Origin of the sequence: Rhizobium sp. WYJ-E13, assembly GCF_018987265.1 — a bacterium.
In the GTDB taxonomy this organism is placed as follows: Bacteria; Pseudomonadota; Alphaproteobacteria; order Rhizobiales; family Rhizobiaceae; genus Rhizobium.
The window spans coordinates 695,708-719,566 of sequence record NZ_CP076854.1 but is presented as its reverse complement, the minus strand read 5'-3'; the positions used below and the strand labels follow the sequence as shown (position 1 = coordinate 719,566).

Below are 23,859 nucleotides of genomic sequence, written 5' to 3'. Positions count from 1 at the left end.
GCTGATAAGCTCAGACTCCGAAATTTCGTTTCTGGTCGAGCATGACGGCGCCGACGATGAGGGCGCCCTTCAGGACCTGCTGGTAGTAGGACTGGATACCCATCAGATCGAGACCGTTGTTCATGACGCCGATGATGAGCGCGCCGATCAATGTTCCTGTTACGCGGCCAACACCGCCAGAAAGGCTCGTGCCACCGATGACCACAGCGGCAATCGCGTCCAGCTCATAGGCAACGCCGGCCTGCGGCAGGCCTGAACCGGTGCGGGCGCTGAGCAGGATGCCCGCAAGCCCTGCCAGGCCGCCGGAAATGACGTAGACGGTGAAGCGGATACGATCGGTATTGATGCCCGAGGTCTTGGCCGCATGCGGATTGCCGCCAACGGCATAGATATAGCGACCGAACCGCGTACGGTTGAGGATCCACCAGGAGACCGCAAAGACGACCGCGAGCACAATGACCGGCGCGGGAATGCCGAACACATCGCCGGTGCCGATCCAGCGGAAGGCAGGTGTAAGCGCAGGTACCGGACGGCCGCCGCCATAGATCAGCGTCATGCCGCGGGCAGCCGAAAGCATGCCGAGTGTCGCGACGAAGGCCGGCACAGAAAAGCGCGAGACGATCGCCCCCGAGATCGAGCCGCAGATGATGCCGACGAGCACGCCGACCAGCAGGCCGAAGGCGACTGGATAGGGCGAGCCGACGACCCCCGCCGTCGCCGAAGTCGTCGCAAAACTGGCGCTGACGATGCCGGCGAGAGCCACGACAGAACCGACCGACAGGTCGATGCCGCGTGTGAGGATCACGAAGGTCATGCCGATCGCCAGCACGCCGTTGATCGACGTCTGTAGCAGCACGTTGGAAATATTGCCGCCGGTTAGGAAGAACTCGTTCGAGAACGACAGGATAACGACCAGCAACAGGAAGGCGAGGAAGATCCCGTATTCCTGCACGATCAGGCGTCGCTGCTCTGTCTTGAACCAGCCGCCCGCACTCTTGTTCTCACTCACTGACACTGCCTGCTCCTCTGCCGCCGGACGAACGCCCTGACCCCGGTCAGGTCGATAAGTGGACGAGTGATTGGGCATTCGTCTCCTCCCGGCTGTATATTCCGGCGCTCTTGCCGCCACGCATCACCATGATGCGGTCCGACATGCCAAGAACTTCGTCGATTTCCGATGAGATCATCACCACGGTGCCGCCGCCTTCGGCGAAGTCGCAGATGATGCGATAGATTTCCCGCTTGGCGCCGACATCGACGCCGCGTGTCGGCTCATCCAGCAGCAGGACCTTAGGGTTGCGCAGGAACCATTTGCCGAGAACGACCTTCTGCTGGTTGCCGCCGGAAAGGCCCGACACCGGCATGGTGTCACGCGCTGCCTTGATCTGAAACTGTTCGCGCATGCGCTTACTGGCATCCACTTCCTTCGCATGGTCCATGGAAAAGGCCGGGCTCAGTTCAGGCAGGCTCGCCATGCAGATATTGGCGCGAACGGAATCCGAGAGATTGAGGCCTGTCTGCTTGCGATCTTCAGTGACGAGCGCCAGACCATGGGCCATCGCATCCGATGGCTTTGCAACCGAGATCGCCGCACCATCGACCGAGATGCGCCCTGCGGACGGTTTGTCGAGTCCGAAAAGGCAGTTGAAAATCTCCGTGCGGCCAGAGCCCATGAGCCCGTAAATGCCGAAGATCTCGCCCTTATGGGCGGCAAAGGAAATATCCTCGATCTTGTTAGGGCAGGAGAGTGCGCTGACCTCGAGACCGATATCCGACGTCGGTGTATTGGTCTTGATATATTCTTCGGCAAGTTCCCGTCCGACGATCATGCGGATCAGGCTCGGCCGGTCGATCTCCGACAGCGCGCCAGCACCGACGAAGGAGCCGTCGCGAAAGACCGTGTAGGAATCGGCAATCTGGAAGATCTCCGACAGCCGATGGGAAACGTAGACGATGCCGCGTCCCTGCGCCTGCAGGCGGCGGATCGCCGCAAAGAGCTGCTGGGCTTCACGCTCGCCGATGGCCGATGTCGGCTCGTCCATGAAGATGACTTCGGCATCGTGGCTGAGCGCCTTGGCGATCTCCACCAGCTGCATCTGCGCGACCGAAAGGTTCATCATGTATTGGGTGGCGCGGATATCGAATTCCAGCTCGTCGAGCAGCTTCTGCGCCGCCCGGTTCATGCTGCGAAAATCGATGCCGCCGAACCGGGCTGGCGGTTCTCGACCGAGGTAGATGTTCTCGGCGACGGTCATATGCGGAACCGGGCTCAGCTCCTGCTCGATGATGGCAATGCCGGAGGCAAGCGCGTCAGCCGGGCTGGCGAAATCCACCTCCTGGCCGCGGCGGCGGATCGAGCCGGCATCACACTTGTGAATGCCCATCAGGATCTTGAGGAAGGTCGACTTGCCGGCGCCATTGCCGCCACACAGCGCATGGACCGAGCCGGCGCGTAGCTGGAAGCGGCCGTCACGCAGGGCTGCGACACCGCCAAAGGACTTCTTGAGCCCCTCCACTTCCAGCAGAAATTCCACGTCCGTCTCCTCCGCGCATGCATTGGCGAGCGCAATACAGCGCGCCAGTCGACACCTGAAAACCTCCGCCCGATGTCGGTGCTGACAATATTCGATTTCTATTCGACAAATGTCAAGTGATGCGCGATCATATAAATGGCAGGACACATTGAGAGCTGGAACGACACCGAAAAAGCCCGTATTGACGGGCTCAAGGGCGACGTAGCCGCACGATTGAGGCCGACAGAAAATCGAAAAGCCGAATGGAAGCACGCACTGAAAATAGCATCGCGGCCGACAGCACCGGCAAACCGCCGGTGGATGTCATCACCTCTCACCAACCGGAAAGATCAGCATCACGGTCACGGATCTGAGCGAGCCGGGTTCTATGTCTACGCGTCGCAAAAGGAAGGTTGTCGATAGCGAATATGGGCGCGATAGGCCCCGAACGCGCCAAGGCGGTCATCGACACCTGCCTTGCCTCCAGCGTCTACCCGAACGGGCCTTCGGCTGAAAACGTCAACGCAATCAGACGCCTGGACAAAGCCAAAAGCTGAGTTTCGTCACGAGACCTTCTGCCGCCCGTAGAGCAGCAGCATGCCAATGATGACAGCACCATAGATCAGCTGGCGACCAGCCTCTTCGATCTGCATGACTGAGAGGATCGACTGCAGCAGCGTGATCAGGATGACGCCGGCAACGGTTCCGAGATAGGAGCCCTTGCCGCCAAGAACATGCGTGCCGCCGAGCACCACGGCGGCAATTGAGGGTAGGAGGTATGCGTCGCCCATGGACTGGGAGGCTTTCGAAGCATAACCGGCAAGAAGCACACCGCCGAGCGCACTAAGGCCGCCTGAAATGATGAAGGCCAGAAGGGTGATCCTGCGCGTATTGATGCCGGACATGTAGGCGGCGCGTTCTCGGTTGCCGATCGCATAGAGCGCCCGGCCGAAGGTCGTGCGCGTCAAAAGGAACACGGCGAACAGACCGACGAGGAGCCACACCAGAACTCCGTTCGGAAGCCCCGGTATGGTATAGCCCGTTGCCAGGAAGCGCATGGCAGCGGAAGCCGAATCCTGCGGCGAGAAGCCGCCCGTATAGACCACCATCAGACCTTGAGCGACCGCATTGGTGGCGAGCGTGATGATCATCGAGGGGATGCGCAGATAGGCGACTGCAATGCCGTTGACGAGGCCGATTGCAGCACCACAGAGAATGCCGAAGGGAATTGCGAGAACCGCGCCTGTCGTTCCGTAAGCGGTGGCGGCGCATGCCATCATCGCCCCCGTCGTCACCACCCAGGGCACCGACAGGTCGATCTGTCCAAGCAAGATGACCGCCATCATGCCGGTTGCAATGACGCCGAGAAAAGAGGCCACCTTCAACTGCTGCAGCAGGTAATCCGGGGACAGAAAATTGGAGGAATAGAGCGAGCCGCCGAGAAGCAAGAGGATGATGCAGCCGAAGGCGATCGCTACCGCCGGGTCGATACCGCGCAGCCGGGCGGGTAAGGGAATTTGCCGCATGGCGGAAGCGTCCTCACTCATTGGAACCACTCCAGACGATTGCGAACCCGCGACAGGCCGATGCAGCCGATGCTGACCGCCAGCATCAGCACCACGCCCTGGAAGAGCGGCTGCCAGAGCGGATCGAGATCGAAGACGAACAGAAGGTCGCCGATGGTGCGGAAGGCCAGCGCGCCGAAAACGGCGCCGACAGCGCTTCCCTTGCCGCCCGCCAGAGAAACGCCGCCGAGCACCACCGCCGCGATCGAATAGAGCGTATAGGCGTTGCCGCTCGCAAAAGCCGCCTCGCCCGTATAGGAGAAGAAAGTCAGATAAAGCCCGCCGATCGCTGATAGTAGGCCGGCCAGCGCGTAAGCCGCAAGCTTTGCCCGCTTCACCGGCATGGCGGACATGTAGGCGGCATTTTCTGCCGATCCGACGGCATAGGCGGTGCGGCCGAGGACCGATCGGCTGAAGGGTACCCAGATCACCAGGACGACGAGGGCGAGCACCACGAGGCTTGTCGGTATCAGAGCGAAAAGCTTCGAGGTGAAAGCATCGGCGAGATCCTCATTCACCGAGCCGCCGGGCGTCGGCCTCAGCAACAATGCCAGACCGTAGAAAACCGCGCTGGTCGCAATCGTGGTGACGATCGGCTGCAACCTGCCGAAGATGATGACGAGCCCGTTCAGCAGACCGCAGGCGAGCCCCGTCAGCAACACGGCAATTATGCCAAGCCCGGTCTGCAGCGGCGTGCCGACCACAAGCCATGAGGCGAGGCAATTGCACAGGACGAGGATCATGCCGACCGACAGATCGATGCCTGAGGTAATGACCACGAAACACTGCGCCATCGCCACGAAAGCGAGCAACGTCGCCTTGTTGGCGGCCGTCTGCACCACATTGGGCGTGAAGCCGGCCGGATGGTTCGAGACATAGAGAATGAACATCAAGATGAAGAGAAGCGCCGCAAAGAGCGTGCCCTTCTGCTGAACGTACCAGTAACGCCATTCACCGGTCGCCTGCCTGCTCATTGGGCTATCCTTTGCTGCACTTCACCAGCGCCGATGTTGAGGGCGGCGCTGACCAGCTCATGCTCGTTGATCTCGTCTCCCTCGAGGACGCGGATGATGCTGCCGTCGTACATGACAAGCACACGGTCACAGCAGCCGACCAATTCGTCATAGTCGGTCGAATAGAAGATGATGGCCGCACCCGCGTCGGCAAGCTTGCGCAGCAAAGCGTAGATCTCCTGCTTGGTACCGACATCGATGCCGCGGGTCGGGTCGTTGAGCAGAATGATGCGTGGGCGGTTCATCAGCCATTTGGCGATCACGACTTTCTGCTGGTTGCCGCCGGACAGCGAAGCCACCGGCATGTCGATCGTTGCCGCCTTGATGGCCAGAAGCTTCAACAGCTCGTCGATCTCCCGAAGCTCTGCTGCCCGGTCGATCACGCCATTGCGCGAAACGCGGTCGAGCGCGGCGATCGACAGGTTCTCCCGCACCGTCATCGGCAGCATCAACCCCTCGGTCTTCCGGTCCTCCGGGATCAACGCCATGGAGATATCGCCGGATTTTGCCGCACCGGGGCTCTTCAACCTTACCGGCCGGCCATCGACTGCGACTTCGCCCTTCAGGTCACGCAGCACGCCGAAAAGCGCCAGCAGCAATTCGCGCTGCCCCTGCCCATCCAGCCCACCGAAACCGATGATTTCACCAGGCCGGACATCGAAGTCGATTCCGGAAAGCCGGTCTCCCCAGGAGAGGTCCCGGCAGGACAGAACCGGCGCGTCTGCCTTCGATCGCAGCGGCTTGGGTGGAAAGACATGGGTATATTCGCGTCCGATCATCAGCTCCACGACCTGCTGATCGGTCTTGGTACCGGCGGGATAGGATTCGATGCTGCGGCCATTTCGGAAAACCGTGCAGTCATCGGCCAGTTGCGCAATCTCATGCATGCGATGGGAAATATAGATCAGCGCCATGCCCTCGGCACGCAGCTGTTTCAGCACCCCGAAAACCTTCTCGACATCCGATTGAGTGAGCGCCGAGGTCGCCTCGTCGAGGATCATCAGCCGCGGCTTGCGGGCAAGCGCCTTGGCGATCTCCACCATCTGCCGGCGGGAAAGGGGCAGGTCCTTGACGAGCGACGACGGATGGATATCGGCGGCTCCAGCGCGGGCAAGTGCCGCCACTGCAATCTGGCGCTGTCTTTTACGATCGATCATGCCGAAACGAAGTGGCGGATTGCTGATGACGATGTTGTCGGCCACCGAAAGATCGGGAATGAGAGACAGCTCCTGGAAAACACAGACGATACCGGCGGCATTGGCGGCTGCCGGCGAGGCGAAGGAAACCTCGTTCCCATCGAGCAGCATGCGTCCCTCGTCCGGCGCAACCACCCCTGCCATGATCTTGATGAGGGTCGATTTGCCGGCGCCGTTTTCGCCAAGCACGGCATGGATCGCGCCCGGCCGGATCGCGATACTGGCCTCCTTCAGCGCTATCGCGCCGCCATAACGTTTCGATATGCCTTCCAGGCGCAGAAGCGGTTCGGAAAGGATCATGCAGCCAGCCTCCATTCGGTCGCGTCGAGGTCGAGACTGCGGGCGCGAACGCCCGCAGTCAGGTCCGGATGGTGGCGTCTACTGGTTTTCCTTGGTCTGTCCCATGATTTCCTGTGCGGAGAAGTTGATGCCGCAGGTCGGGAAGGAATTGCCGACGAAAAAGTTGTCGGATTCCTTGGGATAGTAGTCCTCGCCTTCCTTGAAATCAGGATCGGAAACGAGTGCCGTCGGCAGCTTGACGGCCTGAGGAACGACCTGACCTTCGAGAGCCGCGATGGCAGTCTTGATGGCAACCGCAACCTGCGCCGGGCCGGTACCCGCTGAAGAGCATTTCAGGCCATCGGCCGCATGGGCGGCGCAGAATTTGCGGAAGCCGTTCTCCGTCTCACCGCCGAACGGCACGAAGGGGTGCTTCGCGTCGATCATCGCCTGCACGACGCCGGTGTCACCGCCCTGCGCGGTAATGCCATCGAACGGGCCATTGGTGGCAATCGCATCGGCCGCTGCCTTCTGCGCTACACCATCATCCCACTTGCCAACGACTTCAGTGACGGTGAATTTCTTGCCGGAAGCATCCAGAGCCTCATGAATACCGTTATGGCGATCGGTATCGACGGAGGTGCCGGCGACGCCGCGCACTTCCAGGATCTTGCCGCCCTGCGGCAGGTGCTTCACCAGCCAGTTGGCCCAGATGACGCCCAAGCCTTTCTGATCGACATTGACGTTGATCGCATCCTTGGTGTCGAGGATATTGTCGAAGGCGACGAGAACGACGCCGGCTTCCTTGGCGCGCTTGATGACCGGTCCGAAGGCTGTCGGGTTCTGAGCGTTGACGACGATGGCATCATAGCCGGCATCGATGAAATTGTTGATCGCCGAAATCTGGGCCGGAACGTCCTCGCCAGTCGACACGACCTTGAATTCTTTCAGCTTGGCGGCGACATCCGGCTGGGCGGCATAGGCCTTTGCCGTCTGCACCATCTGGATGCGCCAGGTATTAGCAATATAGCCATTGGCAAGCGCGATGCGGTAAGGACCATCCTTCTTCGGATATTGCAGGAACTGGGTCTCGGCCGACCATGGAACCATGCAGTTCGGATCGGCGGCGGGGCCGGATACCACCTTCGGTTCCGCCATGGCTGTGCTGCAGAGCAGAGCAAACGCCGACGCGGAAAACGCGGCGATACCGGCCATCTTCGCTTTCTTCACCTTGAGCATTGAATGTCTCCTCCTCAGGCGGACCAGGCCGCCCCTCCATAAATTCTGATTGGCATACTGATCCCGGAAGGCTCCATCCCATCCTTTTCCGGTACAATTTGAGCCTAACATAGTTGACAGCGCTGTCAAATCGGATTTGCTAGCGCTGTCAACTATAAGTACCGAGAAGAAATATTTCGCAATTGCGAGATAAATTACGGATCGGCACGACTTTGCTGTATGGAGTGAGACGGCAATGCGAAGAATAACCTTGGATGACGTGGCAAATCTGGCCGGCGTCAGCCCGATCACAGTTTCACGCGTACTTCGCAAGCCCGATGCGGTCTCGGAGGCGCTGCGGCGGCGCGTCAATGCTGCCGTCCAGGAACTCGGCTATGTGCCGAACATCGCGGCCAGCCGCCTCGCCTCTTCGCGTACGCATGCGATCGGCGTCATCGTCCCGACCCTCTACAATGTCATCTTTGCCGAATATCTCTTCGCACTGCACGATGTGCTTGTCGGGGCGGGCTTTCAGGTCGTCGTCGTCAACAGCCGGTATTCCGAGCTGGAAGAGGAAAACGCCATCAAAGTGTTGCTCGGCCAACGCGTCGAAGCAATCATCATCGCCGGCATCCATCATACGCCGCTTTCCCATCATCTTCTGACGCGGGCACACTTGCCAGTTGTCGAGACATTCGAGTTGTCGCCAGATCCGATCGACCTCAATATCGGCATGCTGCAAGACCGCGCCGGGCAGGCGGCGACGCAGCATCTCATCGACCGCGGCTTCCATCGTATCGCCTTCCTGGCGGGCAACCTCGACCATCGTTCCCAGTCCCGCTTCGACGGCTATCGCCTGGCGATGCAGGAAGCAGGCCTGGAGAACCTTGAGATCGTCACCCAGCGGCCGCGGCACAGCTCGGTTGCGCTCGGCTCCGATCTCCTAGCCCTGATGCATGAACGCGGCGACCGCCCCGAGGCGATCTTCTGCACCGACGACAACGTGGCGCTCGGCGCCATGCAGGAATGTCGCAAGCGCGGCATCCGCGTGCCTGACGATATCGCCATCATCGGTTTTCATGATCTGGAATTTTCCGCCTGTGCGTCACCGTCCCTCTCATCGATCATGACGAGACGTTTCGAGACCGGCAGGCTTTCCGCCGAAAAGGTACTGGCTGCCCTCAATTCGACGAGCCGCCAGCCACCGAACCAGATCGATCTTGGCTTCGAGGTCATCGCCCGCGAAAGTACGGGCGTGACCGTCGCGGCTTCTGGCTAAGCCGCAGCCTGAACCTTGCTCTTAGCGATCGTGACGGGAACGCCTTTGTAGCTGGGTGTGCCTGACTTGCGATCGTAGTGACCGAGCGCGATCACCGCATTCATTTCCGGATAATAGCCCGCCACCGAACCGACGGGGATACTATACTCGACAGCCGTGAAACCGATGACGGTTTTCCCGCCGCCGTTGCCGGTGGCTGAACGGATATCGATCCGGTCTCCATCGCGCAGGCCTCGTTCAGCAAGATCCTGACTGTTCATGAAGATGACGTCACGGCGGCCGAAGATACCGCGATAGCGATCGTCGAGACCATAAACGGTCGTGTTATACTGATCGTGGCTTCGCAGCGTCGTCAGCACGAGCGTCGTAGGGTCCTTCAAGCGGGGATCTTCATCGAGGCCGGGGGCGACGAGGAAGTTTGCCTTTCCGCTGGCCGTCCTCCAGACGCGGTAAGAAGCCGGAACATCGAGCCGGAAACCGCCGCGAACGCGAACACGGCTGTTGAATTCGCGAAAATCGGGGAAGACCACTTCGATCTTGTCGCGGATGCGGTCGTAATTGGCGATCAGCCCCGTCCAGTCGATGCCATATTTTGTACCCAGCGTCGCCATCGCTATACCTGCGATGATGGCAGGCTCGGACTTCAGCAATTCGCTCGGCGGCTTCAGGAAGCCGCGCGATGCATGCACCATCGACATGGAATCCTCCACCGTCACCGCCTGCGGGCCTGATGCCTGGGTGTCGAGGTCAGTTCTTCCGAGGCAGGGAAGAATGATCGAGGTCTTTGCCGTCAGCAGATGTGAGCGATTGAGCTTGGTCGCAATATGGACGGCAAGATCGAGCTTGCGCATCGCTTCGAAAGTGACATCCGGATCGGACATGGCAACGGCCAGATTCCCGCCGAGGCAGACCAGCGCCTTGGACCGGCCGGCTGCAATCGCTTCGATGGACTCGACCGCATTATGGCCCTTCTCTGCAGAAGGACGGAAGCCGAAGGCGCGCTCCATGCCGTCGATCAACGCCTTGTTTGGAATTTCGGTGATGCCGACGGTTCTGTCGCCCTGAACGTTGGAGTGACCACGCAGAGGGCAGAGACCGGCGCCGGGGCGGCCGACATTGCCGCGCAGCATCAGGAAATTGGCAAGCTGCTGAACATTGGCCGTACCGTTGGCATGCTGGGTAATGCCCATGCCGTAGCAGAGGATGACGTTTCGGGCATTGAGGTAGACATCGACGGCGCTCGCCAGCGCTTCCATTGTCAGGCCGGAGACGCTGAGAATATCGCTCCAGCTGGTATTGGCGAGATCAGCCTTCAGATCCTCGATACCGGCGGTATGCTCGGCAATGAAGGCCCGGTCGAGAACCCCCTCGCCGCCAGCAGCGATATCAGCCTCGTCACGCTCGAAGATCAGCTTCATGAGACCCTTGAGGGCGGCGAGATCACCGCCAGTGCGGAGCTGGTGATAGGCTGATGCGATCGGCGTCGAGGAGAAGGTCACCATCTCCACCGGGTTCTGCGGCGCGGCGAAACGCTCCAGCGCCCGCTCCTTCAGCGGATTGAAGACGATGATCGGAACGCCGCGGCGCGATGCCTCGTGCAGCGTCGTCATCATGCGCGGATGGTTTGTTCCGGGATTGTGGCCGAAGCTGAAAATGGCATCGGCATGGTCGAAATCCTCAAGCGTCACCGTGCCCTTGCCGACGCCAAGAGACAACGGCAGGCCGACGCTGGTCGCTTCGTGGCACATGTTCGAACAATCGGGGAAATTATTGGTGCCATAGGCGCGCACGAAAAGCTGATAAAGAAAAGCCGCCTCGTTTGAAGCACGGCCGGATGTGTAAAATTCGGCCTCATCCGGGCTTGCGAGCTTGTTGAGCTCAGCGCCGATCAGGCTGAAAGCGTCGTCCCAGTCGATGGCCTCATATTTGTCGGTGAGGCAGTTGTATTTCAGCGGATGCGTCAGGCGCCCCTGATCCTCGAGCTTGTGATCGATCCATTCCCAAAGTTCGGAGACGGTATGCTCGGCAAAGAATTCCGGCGGGACGCGACGAGCGGTCGATTCCCAGGTGATCGCCTTTGCGCCGTTTTCGCAAAATTCAAACGAGGATGTGTGCTTGGGATCGGGCCAGGCGCAGCCCGGGCAATCAAAACCTTCCGGCTGGTTTGCCTTGAGCAGGGTGGCGCTGCCCTGCGCGACGATCTGCTGATGCTTCAGCGTCTCCGCCACCGCCTTCAGCGCGTCCCATCCCCCTGCGGGACGCCCGTATTCCTCAACACCATCAGGACGTTCGTCGCTCATCTTCGTTCTCCGTCTTCAAGGTCGCCCGACGATAACAGCGATAGATCGGGCCGTGCATTATACTGAGGCATAGGTAGCGCAGTGGCCCCCAAAGGCATGGATGTTGCGGCCTCTTCTCAAAGACCCATACGCAGATCGGATATTGCACAGATATACAGCAAAATGATCAATTTTTGGTCATTTTGTATTTATGCCTAAAATTTTGCCTTTTTGGCTTGTGCGCCTTGCTGCGCTGCGTCATAAATGCTCAATGAGCCGGCTCGATCTGACCATTCTAGTGATCGATGAAAATACCATTCGCGCCTCCATCATTGAAGAGGGGCTGCGGGAGGCTGGCCATGCGCGGGTGACTGTCATTCACGAGGTTCAGGGCGTGGCGCGCATCATCGATACGTTAAGGCCCGACGTGATCATCATCGATATCGAAAACCCCAATCGCGACATGATGGAGCATCTGTTCCAGCTCACCCGCACGGTTGGCCGGCCGATCGCCATGTTCGTCGACCGCTCCGACACGGCCTCGATCGAAGCCGCAGTGGATGCCGGCGTTTCGGCCTACATTGTCGACGGGTTGAAGAAAGAGCGCGTCAAACCCATTCTTGATATGGCAGTCAGCCGCTTTAATGCCTTCAGCCGGCTGCAGCGCGAACTTGCCGATGCCAAATCGGCTCTCGAAGAGCGCAAGGTGGTGGAACGCGCAAAGGGCATTTTGATGAAGATGCGCGGCCTGTCTGAGGAGGAAGCATTTGCACTGCTTCGCCAGACAGCCATGAACGAGAAGAAGAAAATGTCCGACATCGCCCAGAGCGTCGTCACCGCGGCGGGGCTTTTGATGTGATGGCGGCTCCGTGTGCTGATGTCGGGAGGAAGCCGGAGTGAATATGATGACGACAAATCTCGGTCCCGGCGCCAGCCTGCCCGCCCCCGCACGGCTCAATGGCGAGGGCGACAGAACATTGAGAGCCGGGTTCATCCCGCTTGTCGATGCCTCCGTACTGATCGCTGCCTCCGAATTCGGTTTCGCCCGGAAGGAAGGCCTGACGCTCGATCTCGTCAAGGATGTCTCCTGGGCCAATGTCCGCGATCGCCTTGCCTTCCGGCAGTTCGATATTGCTCACATGCTCTCGCCAATGCCCGTTGCCTCCATGCTCGGCCTCGGCTCCAACCCATCCCCGACGATTACGCCCTTCTCTCTCGGGCGCGGCGGCAATGCGATCACGCTTTCGATCCGCCTGTTCGACAGGATGCGGAATGCGACCGGGCTTTCTGAAACTGCCAGTGCGCTGGAAAACGCCAAGGCGCTCTCAACGGTGCTGGCGGAAATGAAGGCAAGCGGCGAGCCACTGCCGACTTTCGGCGTCACCTATCCCTTTTCCTCGCATAATTACGAATTCCGTTACTGGCTTGCCGCCGGCGGCATCGATCCGGACAAGGACGTCAAACTCGTCGTCGTGCCGCCCCCGCTGACCCCGGATGCACTGGCTGCCGGCGCGATCGACGGTTTCTGCGTCGGCGCACCATGGAACATGGTAGCGTCAGAGCGCGGTGCCGGGCGTATCGTCGCTGCCAAACAGGATATCTGGCCATCTGCACCGGAAAAGGTGATCGGCATGCGCCCGGAATGGGCGGACAGCCATCCGGAAACAGTCTCCCGGCTGATTGTCGCTCTCGACGCAGCGGCTCGCTGGTGCGACCAGCCAGAAAACCACGATGCGCTTGCCGAGGCTCTCGCGGATGCCCGCTATATCGCAGCGCCGGTTCACATCATCCGTCACGTGCTGGCCGGCGAGTTCAGCCTTGATGCAAAGGGCAACCGCCGCATCATCGATAATTACTTCATGTTCCATTCAGGTTTTGCCAACTATCCTCGCACGAGCCAAGCGCTCTGGATCTACAGTCAGATGATCCGCTGGGGACAGGCCGAACTTGGACTCAACCCCGCACGCGCAGCCGCTTCCGCCTATCGCCCGGACCTTTATCGTGCAGCCCTTGGCGAGGGCAGCGCGCCCATCGATGCCGACGTACGCATCGAAGGCGCCGACGAAAACGACCGCTTCATGGACGGTCACGTTTTCGATCCATCGAAACTGCCGGATTATATTGCGGGCTTTGAAGTGAAGAGCGACCTGCCCTTCATTCCGTACTCTGACGAGACCTGAAAGGGTTGCTGCATTGCATAAATCACTTGCAGCATTTTCGATCTGCGACTGAGCAATCGCACAAAATTTTTGCAGAGTGATTTCGTGCTTCAGAAAGCAGCAGCAGCTTTTGTCCGAAGTAATCTCCTTTAATTTCAACAGCCTGCAGAGATGCCTACAAACTGGCACACTGCTTGCATAACTAAAACCGCACCGGTCAATGGCGATCGGACGCAGGATGGGCGCGTAATAAGCGCTCACAAAAGACATCGACGTCGCAAGGTTTTTGCTGTCCGGGACTTCTCCCTTCCCCGAGGACGCAATCTCCGAGCGGCGTTTTTTTATTTCGAAAATTCCGGCAGCCACCCAGAGGAGCCCGCGCATGACCAAGATTTTCACGACCGCGATCAGCCGTCGCAGCATGCTGAAGACCACCGCAGCAGCAGCCCTCGTGAGCGCTGTTCGGACGGCATTTCCTTCGGGCGCCTTCGCCGCTTCAGCCGCACCTGAAGTGACCGGCGTCAAGCTTGGTTTCATAGCCCTGACAGATGCAGCGCCACTTATCGTCGCCAAAGAAAAGGGTCTGTTCGAAAAACACGGCCTTCCTGAAGTCGATGTGGCGAAGCAGGCATCCTGGGGGGCAACGCGTGACAATCTGGTTCTCGGCGGCGCGGCCAACGGCATCGATGGCGCCCATATCCTCTCGCCGCTGCCCTATCTCATGCACACCGGCAAAGTGACCCAGAACAACCAGCCGGTGCCGATGGCATTGCTGGCGCGTCTGAACTACGACAGCCAGGGCATCTCGGTCGCCAAGGAATATGCCGATACCGGTGTCCAGCTCGACTCCTCCAAGCTGAAGGCCGCTTTCGAAAAGAAGAAGGCCGAAGGCAAGGAGGTGAAAGCCGCCATGACCTTCCCCGGTGGTACCCATGATCTCTGGATCCGCTACTGGCTCGCCGCCGGCGGCATCGATCCGGACAAGGACGTCTCGACCGTCGTCGTGCCGCCCCCGCAGATGGTGGCGAACATGAAGGTCGGCAACATGGACGTCTTCTGTGTCGGCGAACCCTGGAATGAGCAGCTTGTCAACCAGGGCATCGGCTTCACAGCGGCAACGACCGGCGAATTGTGGAAAGGCCATCCGGAAAAGGCGTTCGGCATGCGCGCCGACTGGGTGGAAAAGAACCCGAATGCCGCCAAGGCCCTGCTGATGGCCACTATGGAAGCCCAGCAATGGTGCGACAGCATGGACAACAAGGAGGAAATGGCGACCATCCTCGGCAAGCGGCAATGGTTCAACGTGCCGCCGAAGGATGTGCTTGGCCGCCTGAAGGGCGACATCAACTATGGCAATGGCCGGGTTACCCATGGAACCGATCTCTACATGAAATTCTGGGCTGGCGGCGTCTCCTACCCCTTCAAGAGCCACGATACCTGGTTCATTGCGGAGAACATCCGCTGGGGCAAACTCGCGCCCGATACGGACATCAAGGCGCTGGTCGACAAGGTCAACCGTGAGGACATCTGGCGCGAGGCCGCAAAGGACCTCGGCATTGCGACGACCGACATTCCGGCCTCGACGTCGCGCGGCAAGGAGACCTTCTTCGACGGCAAGGTCTTCGATCCGGAGAACCCGTCTGCCTATCTCGACAGCCTTTCCATCAAGGCTGCTTCGTAATCCCCGCCTCCGGCGCGTGGGGCGCGCGCCGGCCTTTTATTCCATCAAGGAGCGAACGCATGTCAGCGCTTGCAAAGAATGAAACCATCAAGGCGGCTGTAGCGCCGAAAACGGCCAATGTCGTCCATCTCGCAAAGAAGCCGGCGCGCAAGATCGATCTGCAGCTCCTTTCGGTGGCCGCCGCCCGCAATATCGTGCCGCCGCTGATCGTTCTCGCGATCATTCTCGGCCTCTGGCAGATCCTCTGTTCTTCGCCGAACGCTTCGCTGCCATCGCCGCACCAGGTCTGGCAGGAAAGCTATGATCTCATCGCCTATCCCTTCTTCAACTACGGCTCGCAGGATATCGGTCTCGGCTGGCGCGTGCTGGTTTCGCTGCAGCGGGTTGCCTATGGCTTCGGCCTTGCAGCCATAGCCGGCATCGTCATCGGTGCCGTTATCGGCCAGTCGGTCTGGGCTATGCGCGGCCTCGATCCGATCTTCCAGGTGCTGCGCACAGTGCCGCCGCTAGCCTGGCTGCCGCTGTCGCTCGCAGCCTTCCAGGACAGCAATCCTTCGGCGATCTTCGTGATCTTCATCACCTCGATCTGGCCGGTCATCATCAATACCGCCGTCGGCGTGCGCAACATCCCGCAGGATTATCGCAACGTCGCCGAGGTGCTGCGACTCAACCAGTTCGAGTTCTTCTTCAAGATCATGCTGCCCTCGGCAGCCCCCTACATCTTCACTGGCCTGCGCATCGGCGTCGGCCTGTCATGGCTGGCGATCGTCGCCGCCGAGATGCTGACCGGTGGTGTCGGCATCGGCTTCTTCATCTGGGATGCGTGGAACTCCTCCCGCCTGCCCGACATCATCGTGGCCCTGGCCTATATCGGCGTCGTCGGCTTCGCCCTCGACAAGCTCGTGGCAGCCATCGGCAAACTCGTCACGCGCGGCGCCTCGGCCAATTGAGGGGATCGACCATGAACGCCTATCTGAAGCTCGACCATATCGACAAGCATTTCGACCGGGCCGGCGCCCGTACAGAGGTCCTGAAGGACATCAACCTCGTCATCGACAAGGGCGAATTCGTCTCGATCATCGGCCATTCCGGCTGCGGCAAGTCCACGCTCCTCAACCTGATCGCCGGCCTGACGCCTGTCTCGAAGGGAGCCGTGCTGCTCGAAAACCGTGAGGTCAACGAGCCTGGCCCCGAACGTGCCGTCGTCTTCCAGAACCATTCGCTGCTGCCCTGGCTGACGGTCTATGAAAACGTCAATCTCGCCGTCTCGAAGGTCTTCAGCAATAAGAAGAGCAAGGCCGAGCGCCACGACTGGGTCATGGCCAATCTCGACCTTGTGCAGATGGCTCACGCGAAAGACAGACGCCCCTCCGAAATATCAGGCGGCATGAAGCAGCGCGTCGGCATCGCCCGCGCCCTCTCGATGGAGCCGAAGATCCTGCTGCTCGACGAGCCCTTCGGCGCGCTCGATGCCCTGACCCGTGCGCATCTGCAGGACGCCGTGATGGAGATCCACGCCCGGCTCGGCAACACGATGGTCATGATCACCCACGACGTCGACGAGGCCGTGCTGCTCTCCGACCGCATCGTGATGATGACGAATGGGCCGGCAGCCCGCATCGGCGAAGTGCTCGACGTGCCGATTGCCCGTCCCCGCAACCGGATCGAACTCGCCTCCGACCGAACCTATCTCAAATGCCGCGAAGCCGTGCTGAAGTTCCTCTACGAACGTCACCGCTTCGTCGAAGCCGCGGAGTAAACCATGACCGAAAAACTCGTCATCATTGGTAACGGCATGGCGCCTGGGCGCATGCTGGAGCACCTCTTCGAACAGGCGCCGGGCCGCTATCAGGTCACGATCTTCAACGCCGAGCCGCGCGTCAATTACGATCGCATCATGCTCTCGCCGGTCCTCTCGGGCGAAAAGACCTACGAGCAGATCGTCATTCACGGCGACGGCTGGTACATCGACCATGGCATCACCCTCTACAAGGGCCACAAGATCGTTTCGATAGACCGCGACAGGAAGACGGTCACGTCGGATCACGGTGTGACCGAGAGCTACGACAAGCTCGTCATCGCCACGGGCTCCGTTCCGTTCATCATTCCCGTTCCCGGCAAGGATCTGCCCGGCGTCATCACTTATCGCGATCTCGACGACGTGCAGGCCATGCTGCTCGCCGCCCAGTCGCGGCAAAAGGCCATCGTCATCGGCGGCGGCCTGCTCGGGTTGGAAGCGGCTGCCGGCCTTGCACAACGCGGCATGGATGTCACCGTGCTGCACGTCATGCCAACGCTGATGGAGCGCCAGCTCGATCCCGCCGCAGGCTACCTCTTACAGAAGGCGGTCGAGGACCGCGGCATCAAGGTCATCTGCAAGGCCAACACCAAGCAGATCATCGGCAACGGCAAGGTGGAAGGCGTCGAGCTCGACAACGGCACGATCATCCCTGCCACGCTCGTCGTCATGGCGGTCGGCATTCGACCGAACGTCAATCTCGCCAAGGACGCCGGACTTGCCGTCAACCGCGGCATCGTCGTCGATGCCGGCATGCAGACCTCCGATGGTGACATCTACTCCCTCGGCGAATGCGCCGAAGTCGGCGGTATGGTCTATGGTCTTGTCGCACCCCTCTACGAGATGGCCCGCGTGGCGGCCGCCCATCTGGCGGGCGATACAAAGCCGGGCTTCGTGCATTCCGATACGCCGACCAAGCTCAAGGTTACCGGCATCGATCTCTACTCGCTCGGAGATTTCGCCGACGGCGACGACCGGCAGGAGATCGTGCTGCGCGATGCGACCGCGGGCGTCTACAAGCGTCTTGTACTGAAGGACAACCGCATTATCGGCACGGTGCTCTACGGCGAGACCTCAGACGGCGCCTGGTTCAACGACCTCAAGAAAAAGGCGGTCGACATTTCCGAGATGCGCGACACATTGATCTTCGGCCAGGCCTATCAGGGAGGATCCCCGCTGGACCCTATGGCGGCCGTTGCAGCCTTGCCGGATGATGCGGAAATCTGCGGCTGCAACGGCGTTTGCAAGGGCAAGATCACGTCCACAATCACAGCCAAGGGGCTGACATCGCTCGATGATGTGCGCGCCCATACCAAGGCTTCTGCCTCCTGTGGCTCCTGCACCGGCCTTGTCGAGCAGCTCATGTCCTTGACGCTGGGTGATGCCTATAACCCGAAGGCCGTGCAGCCGATGTGCACCTGCACGGAACTCGGCCATGACGATGTGCGCCGTCTCATCAAGGCGAAGAAGCTGAAGACCATTCCCGCCGTCATGCAGGAACTGGAATGGAAGACATCGGGCGGCTGTGCCAAATGTCGTCCGGCGCTGAACTATTACCTCGTTTGCGACTGGCCGGACGAATATGCCGACGACTACCAGTCGCGCTACATCAACGAGCGCGTCCACGCCAATATCCAGAAGGATGGCACCTATTCTGTCGTGCCGCGCATGTGGGGCGGAGTGACCAATTCCGGCGAGCTGCGCGCTATCGCCGACGTGGTCGACAAGTTCGCCATTCCGATGGTCAAGGTCACTGGTGGGCAACGCATCGACCTGCTCGGCGTCGAAAAGGAAGACCTGCCGGCCGTCTGGGCCGAGCTCGGCAAAGCCGGCTTCGTCTCCGGCCAGGCCTATGCCAAGGGCCTTCGCACGGTAAAGACCTGCGTCGGCTCCGACTGGTGCCGCTTCGGCACGCAGGATTCCACCGGCCTCGGCATCCGCATCGAGAAATTCATGTGGGGCTCCTGGACACCGGCGAAACTGAAGATGGCAGTCTCCGGATGTCCGCGAAACTGCGCCGAGGCGACCTGCAAGGATATCGGCGTCATCTGCGTCGATTCCGGTTTCGAGATCCATTTCGCCGGTGCTGCAGGTCTCGACATCAAGGGCACCGAGGTGCTCGGCCTGGTGAAGACCGAAGACGAAGCGCTCGAACATATCGTAGCGCTGACGCAAATGTACCGCGAACAGGCCCGCTATCTCGAACGCATTTACAAATGGGCCAAGCGCATCGGCCTCGACGAGATCCGCAGGCAGATCATGGGGGATCACGACAAACGCAAGGTCTATTACGAGCGCTTCGTCTTTTCCCAGAAATTTGCACAGGTCGATCCCTGGTCGGAGCGCGTCTCCGGCAAGGACAAGCATGAATTCCGGCCGATGGCGACCATCGGTTTCAGCCAGGCAGCCGAGTGAGGAGAACCATCATGAACTGGCACCCGATCGGCGATATCTCCGATATTCCGCTGCGCGGCTCTCGCTGCGTGAAGACCCCGCATATGAACATCGCCGTCTTCCGCACCAGCGAGAAAGAAGTCTATGCGATCGAAAACCGCTGCCCACACAAGGGCGGGCCGCTTTCGGAAGGCATCGTGCACGGCAATGCCGTCACTTGCCCGTTGCACAATTGGGTGATTTCGCTGGAGACCGGCAAAGCGCTCGGTGCCGATGACGGCGCGGTGCGCAGGATCCCCCTCAGGAACGAGGGCGGCACGCTCTATATCGCGCTCGAGAGCCTTATCATGGCAGCCGAATGATGGGAGCGGAGGTCAAGACCACCTGTCCCTATTGCGGCGTCGGCTGCGGTGTGATCGCCCGTGTGGACGAGGCCGGTACGGTGACCGTGAAGGGAGATCCGGAACATCCGGCCAATTTCGGCCGGCTCTGTTCGAAGGGGTCGGCGCTTGCCGAAACGATCGATCTCGATGGCCGCCTCCTCCATCCTGAAATCAATGGCAGACAGGCAGGCTGGGATGAGGCGCTCGATCTCGTCGCCAGCAGGTTTTTCGAGACCATTGCTGAACATGGCCCTGATGCCATCGCTTTTTATGTCTCGGGTCAGCTTCTGACCGAGGATTACTACGTCGCCAACAAGCTGATGAAAGGCTTCATCGGTTCGGCCAATATCGACACGAATTCCCGTCTCTGCATGTCTTCCTCAGTCGCCGGTCACCGGCGCGCTTTCGGTTCGGATACGGTGCCGGTCCTGTATGAAGATATTGAGCTTGCCGATCTCGTCATACTGACCGGCTCCAACCTGGCCTGGTGCCATCCCGTCATCTACCAGCGGCTCGCTGCCGCCAAGGCTGCCCGGCCGGGCCTGAAGATCGTCGTCATCGATCCGCGCCGGACGATGACATGCGATATCGCCGACCTGCATCTCGCCATCCGGCCCGATGGCGACGTGGCGCTCTTCATGGGGCTGCTCGCCCATCTCGCGGCAGGCCCCGCGATCGACCAGAACTATATCGGCGCCTATACCGAAGGTTTTGGCACTGCCTTCGCCGCTGCCGCCGCACTAACCATAGACGACCTGCTTGAGCGCACCGGTCTGCCGGCCATGCAGGTGACAGAGTTCTTTCGACTGTTCGAGACGACCGAGAAGGTCGTCACCTGCTACAGCCAGGGCGTCAATCAGTCCGTTTCCGGCACCGACAAGGTCAATGCCATCATCAATTGCCACCTGGCGACAGGGCGCATCGGTAGACCCGGCATGGGACCGTTTTCGCTGACGGGCCAGCCGAATGCGATGGGCGGGCGCGAGGTCGGCGGGCTCGCGAATATGCTCGCCGCTCACATGGCGATCGAAAGCGCTGATGATCGCGACCGGGTGCAGCGCTTCTGGAATGCGCCCGACATTGCCGCCAGACCCGGTCTGAAAGCCGTCGACTTGTTCCGCGCCGTCGAGGGGGGGCGTATCAAGGCACTCTGGATCATGGCGACCAATCCCGTCGTTTCACTGCCCGATACCACCAGGGTCGAGGCAGCGATTGCTGCCTGCCCCTTCGTCGTGGTGTCCGATATCCTGCACAAGACGGACACGACACGGCACGCACATGTGCTCCTGCCGTCGCTCGGCTGGGGCGAGAAGGATGGTACGGTCACCAATTCGGAGCGTCGCATATCCAGGCAGCGCCCCTTTTTCGATTTGCCGGGAGAGGCACGTGCCGACTGGTGGCAGTTGGCAGAAGTCGGACGCAGGATGGGTTTTGCCGCCGCCTTCGATTATCCATCGCCGGCGGTCATCTTTGCCGAACACGCGGCCCTTTCCGCGTTCGAGAATGACGGCAGCCGCGACTTCGATATCGGCGCCTATGCCGAAACGCGGACTCCGGCATATGACGCGTTGAAACCGTTCCAGTGGCCTCAGCCTTCCGGGACGGACAGCCAAGAAACGCGGTTCTTCGCCGAAGGTGGTTTTTTTCACCCCGATCGCAAGGCGCGCTTCATAGCGGTCGAGGCGCCGGCAACCGACAAAACCGATGGCGCCTATCCCTTTACGCTAAACACCGGCCGCATCCGCGACCAGTGGCACACAATGACACGCACGGGAAAGAGCGCGCGGCTATCATCCCACATTGCCGAGCCCTTCGCGGAAATCCATCCGCGCGATGCGATGGAACTCGGCATAGCCGATGCCGCCTTGGTCCAGGTCGAAAGCCCCTACGGAAAGGCCGTCATCCGCGCACTTGTAACTGACCGGCAGGCACGCGGCAGCGTCTTCGTGCCGATGCACTGGAGCGACCAGAATTCCGCACGGGGACGTATCGGAGCTGTCGTAAAGCCGGCGACCGATCCCGTTTCAGGGCAACCCGCCTCCAAGAATGTCGCAGTCGCCGTCAGCCGTTATCGCGCAGACCACTATGGCTTTGCCGTCAGCATAGCGAGGCCCAAGGCTCCCAATGCGGACTATTGGGCACTTGCAAAGGCGGAGGGTGGCTGGAGGCTGGAGCTTGCTTTCAACGACAACCTCGAAGATTGGACGGCATGGTGCCGGCAGACCTTCGCCATCCCTGACCATGTCGAACCACTAGGTTATGCCGACCGTCAATCCGGTGACCGGCGCCTTGCCTTCTTCGATGGAGAGAAACTGCTTTCCGCGCTCTTCCTTGCACGAGAGCCGGTTGCCGTCGCCCGCAATTGGGCGGTGTCGCAGTTGACCGCCGACCACCGCAACCTAGGCCGCCGCTTTGCCATCATCGCCGGCCGCCCGGGTGCTGACGTGCCCGATCCGGGCGCGACGGTCTGTTCCTGCTTCAGCGTCGGCGTCAACCAGGTCGTTGCCGCCGTGCGCTCCGGCTGCCGCAGCGTCGAAGCGATCGGCAGCGAAATCAAGGCCGGTACCAATTGCGGTTCCTGCCGCGCCGAAATCAGGGGGATCATCAATGCCTGTGTTGCAGACGCTGCAGAATGAGATTGCCGTGCGGACGCCGGCACGCATGGCCCCGCTCGCCAAACTGCCGGTTTTCTGGTCGCTTGCCGGACAGCGTGTCATCGTCGCCGGCGGCTCGGACGCCTGCGCCTGGAAAGCGGAACTGCTCGCTGCCTCCGGCGCGAAGGTCGAGATCTATGCTGAACAGCTCAGCGAGGCCTGTGCGGCTCTCGTCGAACAAGGATCCACGCATCCGAAAGGCGCACTCAGCCATCGCCCTGCAGCATGGCACGAGGATGCCTTTGCGGGGTCAGCCATTGCTGTGGCCGACTGCGATGACGAGACCGAGGCCAGGCTATTTTTCGAGGCCGCGCAGCGGGCCGGGGTTCCGGTCAACGTGATCGACAAGCCAGCTTTCTGCCAGTTCCAGTTCGGCTCCATCGTCAACCGCTCGCCCGTCGTGGTATCAATCTCGACGGATGGCGCAGCCCCCATCCTCGCGCAGGCCATTCGTCGCCGCATCGAAACGCTGCTGCCGGCATCGCTCAAATCCTGGGCAGCCCTTGCCCAGTCGCTGCGTGAGGAGATTGCCCTTCGTTTGAAACCCGGAGCAGAGCGTCGCGCCTTCTGGGAGCGTTTCGTCGATCGCGCTTTTGGAGCTGAGCCGACTGAGGTGTGCGTACGCGATCTGCTTGTCGATATGGAACGGCCAGCACCGACACGCCCCGTTGGACGAGTAACGCTCGTCGGCGCCGGCCCCGGCGATGCGGAATATCTGACGCTGAAGGCTGTGCGGGCATTACAGGCCGCCGATGTCATTCTGTTCGACGATCTCGTATCGGACGAGGTTCTTGAACTTGCGCGGCGCGAGGCAAAACGTCTGCTCGTCGGCAAGCGCGGCGGCCGAACAAGTTGCCGGCAGGAGGATATCAACGAAATGATGCTGACCTTCGCCAAGGCCGGCAAGAATGTCGCCCGGCTGAAATCCGGCGATCCGATGATCTTCGGCCGTGCCGGCGAGGAAATCGCCTACCTGAAGCAGCATAATATCTCGGTCGAAGTCATACCCGGCATCACGGCCGCAAGCGCCATGGCGTCACGGCTCGGCGTTTCACTCACCCATCGCGATCACGCGCAAGCCGTACAGTTCGTCACCGGCCATTCGCGCCATGGCGACCTGCCCGAGACGATCGACTGGCAGGCGCTCGCAGACACAAGAAAAACGACGATCTTCTACATGGGTGGACGGACAGCCGGAGCAATCCAGAACAGGCTGATCGAGGCTGGCCTCGATGCAGGAACGCCTGTTGTGATCGTCAGCTCTGTTGCCAATACCGACGAGCGGCGCTGGGCCGGCAGTCTGGACGGCCTTTCTTCGGCCATGGCGGAAATCGGCCTCGACCGGCCCGTACTGATCGGCGTCGGGGAGGTTTTTGCCGCTTGCCACCTGATGGCTGAAGTCAATCTGCCGTTGTTTGCCCGGGCTTAGGGAAACACCGGGACGCTGA

At 60.6% G+C, this 23,859-nt stretch carries 17 protein-coding genes and 1 pseudogene; 11 read left to right on the top strand and 7 right to left on the bottom strand.

Annotation, left to right across the window (positions count from 1 at the left end; genetic code table 11):
* Positions 1 to 10: 10 nt before the first annotated feature.
* Positions 11 to 1,015 carry an ABC transporter permease gene (locus tag KQ933_RS24840; protein ID WP_216760477.1) on the bottom strand — a complete coding sequence of 335 codons (1,005 nt, stop codon included), beginning with the start codon at positions 1,013 to 1,015 and terminating at the stop codon, positions 11 to 13.
* A gap of 40 nt (positions 1,016 to 1,055) precedes the next feature.
* The gene (locus KQ933_RS24835; RefSeq protein WP_216760476.1) at positions 1,056 to 2,534 is read right to left on the bottom strand and encodes a sugar ABC transporter ATP-binding protein; all 1,479 of its coding nucleotides are present in this window, start codon (positions 2,532 to 2,534) and stop codon (positions 1,056 to 1,058) included.
* A gap of 242 nt (positions 2,535 to 2,776) precedes the next feature.
* Here KQ933_RS24835 and KQ933_RS24830 point away from each other — a divergent pair.
* Positions 2,777 to 3,070, top strand: a pseudogene (locus tag KQ933_RS24830) (hypothetical protein).
* Positions 3,071 to 3,076: 6 nt separating this feature from the next.
* Here KQ933_RS24830 and KQ933_RS24825 read toward each other — a convergent pair.
* The 4 genes from KQ933_RS24825 to KQ933_RS24810 all read right to left on the bottom strand — a co-directional run bounded on the left by KQ933_RS24825 (position 3,077) and on the right by KQ933_RS24810 (position 7,805).
* Positions 3,077 to 4,060, bottom strand: a complete 984-nt coding sequence (locus tag KQ933_RS24825; RefSeq protein ID WP_216760475.1) for an ABC transporter permease — start codon at positions 4,058 to 4,060, stop codon at positions 3,077 to 3,079.
* Entirely contained in the window at positions 4,057 to 5,052 is a 996-nt protein-coding gene (locus KQ933_RS24820) for an ABC transporter permease (RefSeq protein WP_216760474.1), read from the bottom strand. The genes KQ933_RS24825 and KQ933_RS24820 overlap by 4 nt, the downstream gene beginning before the upstream one ends.
* Positions 5,049 to 6,587 (bottom strand): sugar ABC transporter ATP-binding protein, encoded by a 1,539-nt coding sequence (locus KQ933_RS24815; RefSeq protein WP_216760473.1) that lies wholly within the window; start codon positions 6,585 to 6,587, stop codon positions 5,049 to 5,051. Before KQ933_RS24815 ends, KQ933_RS24820 begins: the two co-directional genes overlap by 4 nt.
* A 78-nt stretch (positions 6,588 to 6,665) precedes the next feature.
* The gene (locus KQ933_RS24810) at positions 6,666 to 7,805 is read right to left on the bottom strand and encodes a sugar ABC transporter substrate-binding protein (RefSeq protein ID WP_216760472.1); all 1,140 of its coding nucleotides are present in this window, start codon (positions 7,803 to 7,805) and stop codon (positions 6,666 to 6,668) included.
* Positions 7,806 to 8,040: 235 nt separating this feature from the next.
* Here KQ933_RS24810 and KQ933_RS24805 point away from each other — a divergent pair, with 235 nt between their 5' ends.
* The gene (locus tag KQ933_RS24805) at positions 8,041 to 9,063 is read left to right on the top strand and encodes a LacI family DNA-binding transcriptional regulator (RefSeq protein WP_216760471.1); all 1,023 of its coding nucleotides are present in this window, start codon (positions 8,041 to 8,043) and stop codon (positions 9,061 to 9,063) included.
* On the opposite strand, the gene KQ933_RS24800 is transcribed toward KQ933_RS24805, so the two are convergent.
* On the bottom strand, positions 9,060 to 11,363 hold the full coding sequence (locus KQ933_RS24800) for an FdhF/YdeP family oxidoreductase (protein ID WP_216760470.1): 2,304 nt from the start codon (positions 11,361 to 11,363) through the stop codon (positions 9,060 to 9,062). The genes KQ933_RS24805 and KQ933_RS24800 overlap by 4 nt on opposite strands.
* A gap of 250 nt (positions 11,364 to 11,613) precedes the next feature.
* On the opposite strand from KQ933_RS24800, the gene KQ933_RS24795 reads away from it, so the two are divergent.
* The 9 genes from KQ933_RS24795 (at position 11,614) to cysG (ending at position 23,840) form a co-directional block, all read left to right on the top strand.
* The gene (locus tag KQ933_RS24795) at positions 11,614 to 12,201 is read left to right on the top strand and encodes an ANTAR domain-containing response regulator (RefSeq protein ID WP_007816832.1); all 588 of its coding nucleotides are present in this window, start codon (positions 11,614 to 11,616) and stop codon (positions 12,199 to 12,201) included.
* A gap of 46 nt (positions 12,202 to 12,247) precedes the next feature.
* Positions 12,248 to 13,522, top strand: coding sequence for a CmpA/NrtA family ABC transporter substrate-binding protein (locus KQ933_RS24790; protein WP_216760797.1), 1,275 nt, complete (start codon positions 12,248 to 12,250; stop codon positions 13,520 to 13,522).
* Positions 13,523 to 13,883: 361 nt separating this feature from the next.
* Positions 13,884 to 15,182: a CmpA/NrtA family ABC transporter substrate-binding protein gene (locus tag KQ933_RS24785; RefSeq protein WP_216760469.1), complete on the top strand. Its 1,299-nt coding sequence runs from the start codon at positions 13,884 to 13,886 to the stop codon at positions 15,180 to 15,182.
* A 59-nt stretch (positions 15,183 to 15,241) separates the two neighbouring features.
* A complete protein-coding gene (gene ntrB, locus KQ933_RS24780) occupies positions 15,242 to 16,132 on the top strand; it encodes a nitrate ABC transporter permease (protein ID WP_216760468.1) in 891 nt (296 codons plus the stop codon).
* Between the two features lie 11 nt (positions 16,133 to 16,143).
* Entirely contained in the window at positions 16,144 to 16,941 is a 798-nt protein-coding gene (locus tag KQ933_RS24775; protein WP_007816841.1) for an ABC transporter ATP-binding protein, read from the top strand.
* Positions 16,942 to 16,944: 3 nt separating this feature from the next.
* On the top strand, positions 16,945 to 19,395 hold the full coding sequence (gene nirB / locus KQ933_RS24770) for a nitrite reductase large subunit NirB (protein WP_216760467.1): 2,451 nt from the start codon (positions 16,945 to 16,947) through the stop codon (positions 19,393 to 19,395).
* Between the two features lie 11 nt (positions 19,396 to 19,406).
* Positions 19,407 to 19,736: a nitrite reductase small subunit NirD gene (gene nirD / locus KQ933_RS24765; protein WP_216760466.1), complete on the top strand. Its 330-nt coding sequence runs from the start codon at positions 19,407 to 19,409 to the stop codon at positions 19,734 to 19,736.
* Positions 19,736 to 22,393, top strand: a complete 2,658-nt coding sequence (locus KQ933_RS24760) for a nitrate reductase (protein ID WP_216760796.1) — start codon at positions 19,736 to 19,738, stop codon at positions 22,391 to 22,393. Before nirD ends, KQ933_RS24760 begins: the two co-directional genes overlap by 1 nt.
* Positions 22,365 to 23,840, top strand: a complete 1,476-nt coding sequence (cysG, locus tag KQ933_RS24755) for a siroheme synthase CysG (protein ID WP_216760465.1) — start codon at positions 22,365 to 22,367, stop codon at positions 23,838 to 23,840. Before KQ933_RS24760 ends, cysG begins: the two co-directional genes overlap by 29 nt.
* The last annotated feature ends 19 nt before the right edge of the window (positions 23,841 to 23,859 follow it).

What these genes read in the sequence shown, in the direction of transcription:
- KQ933_RS24810 (WP_216760472.1), bottom strand. Translation starts at nt 7,805, where the DNA reads ATGCTCAAGGTGAAGAAAGCGAAGATGGCCGGTATCGCCGCGTTTTCC.
- KQ933_RS24790 (WP_216760797.1), top strand. Translation starts at nt 12,248, where the DNA reads ATGACGACAAATCTCGGTCCCGGCGCCAGCCTGCCCGCCCCCGCACGG.
- KQ933_RS24775 (WP_007816841.1), top strand. Translation starts at nt 16,144, where the DNA reads ATGAACGCCTATCTGAAGCTCGACCATATCGACAAGCATTTCGACCGG.
- KQ933_RS24815 (WP_216760473.1), bottom strand. Translation starts at nt 6,587, where the DNA reads ATGATCCTTTCCGAACCGCTTCTGCGCCTGGAAGGCATATCGAAACGT.
- cysG (WP_216760465.1), top strand. Translation starts at nt 22,365, where the DNA reads ATGCCTGTGTTGCAGACGCTGCAGAATGAGATTGCCGTGCGGACGCCG.
- KQ933_RS24825 (WP_216760475.1), bottom strand. Translation starts at nt 4,060, where the DNA reads ATGAGTGAGGACGCTTCCGCCATGCGGCAAATTCCCTTACCCGCCCGG.
- KQ933_RS24800 (WP_216760470.1), bottom strand. Translation starts at nt 11,363, where the DNA reads ATGAGCGACGAACGTCCTGATGGTGTTGAGGAATACGGGCGTCCCGCA.
- KQ933_RS24795 (WP_007816832.1), top strand. Translation starts at nt 11,614, where the DNA reads ATGAGCCGGCTCGATCTGACCATTCTAGTGATCGATGAAAATACCATT.
- KQ933_RS24805 (WP_216760471.1), top strand. Translation starts at nt 8,041, where the DNA reads ATGCGAAGAATAACCTTGGATGACGTGGCAAATCTGGCCGGCGTCAGC.
- nirB (WP_216760467.1), top strand. Translation starts at nt 16,945, where the DNA reads ATGACCGAAAAACTCGTCATCATTGGTAACGGCATGGCGCCTGGGCGC.
- KQ933_RS24785 (WP_216760469.1), top strand. Translation starts at nt 13,884, where the DNA reads ATGACCAAGATTTTCACGACCGCGATCAGCCGTCGCAGCATGCTGAAG.
- nirD (WP_216760466.1), top strand. Translation starts at nt 19,407, where the DNA reads ATGAACTGGCACCCGATCGGCGATATCTCCGATATTCCGCTGCGCGGC.
- KQ933_RS24820 (WP_216760474.1), bottom strand. Translation starts at nt 5,052, where the DNA reads ATGAGCAGGCAGGCGACCGGTGAATGGCGTTACTGGTACGTTCAGCAG.
- ntrB (WP_216760468.1), top strand. Translation starts at nt 15,242, where the DNA reads ATGTCAGCGCTTGCAAAGAATGAAACCATCAAGGCGGCTGTAGCGCCG.
- KQ933_RS24760 (WP_216760796.1), top strand. Translation starts at nt 19,736, where the DNA reads ATGGGAGCGGAGGTCAAGACCACCTGTCCCTATTGCGGCGTCGGCTGC.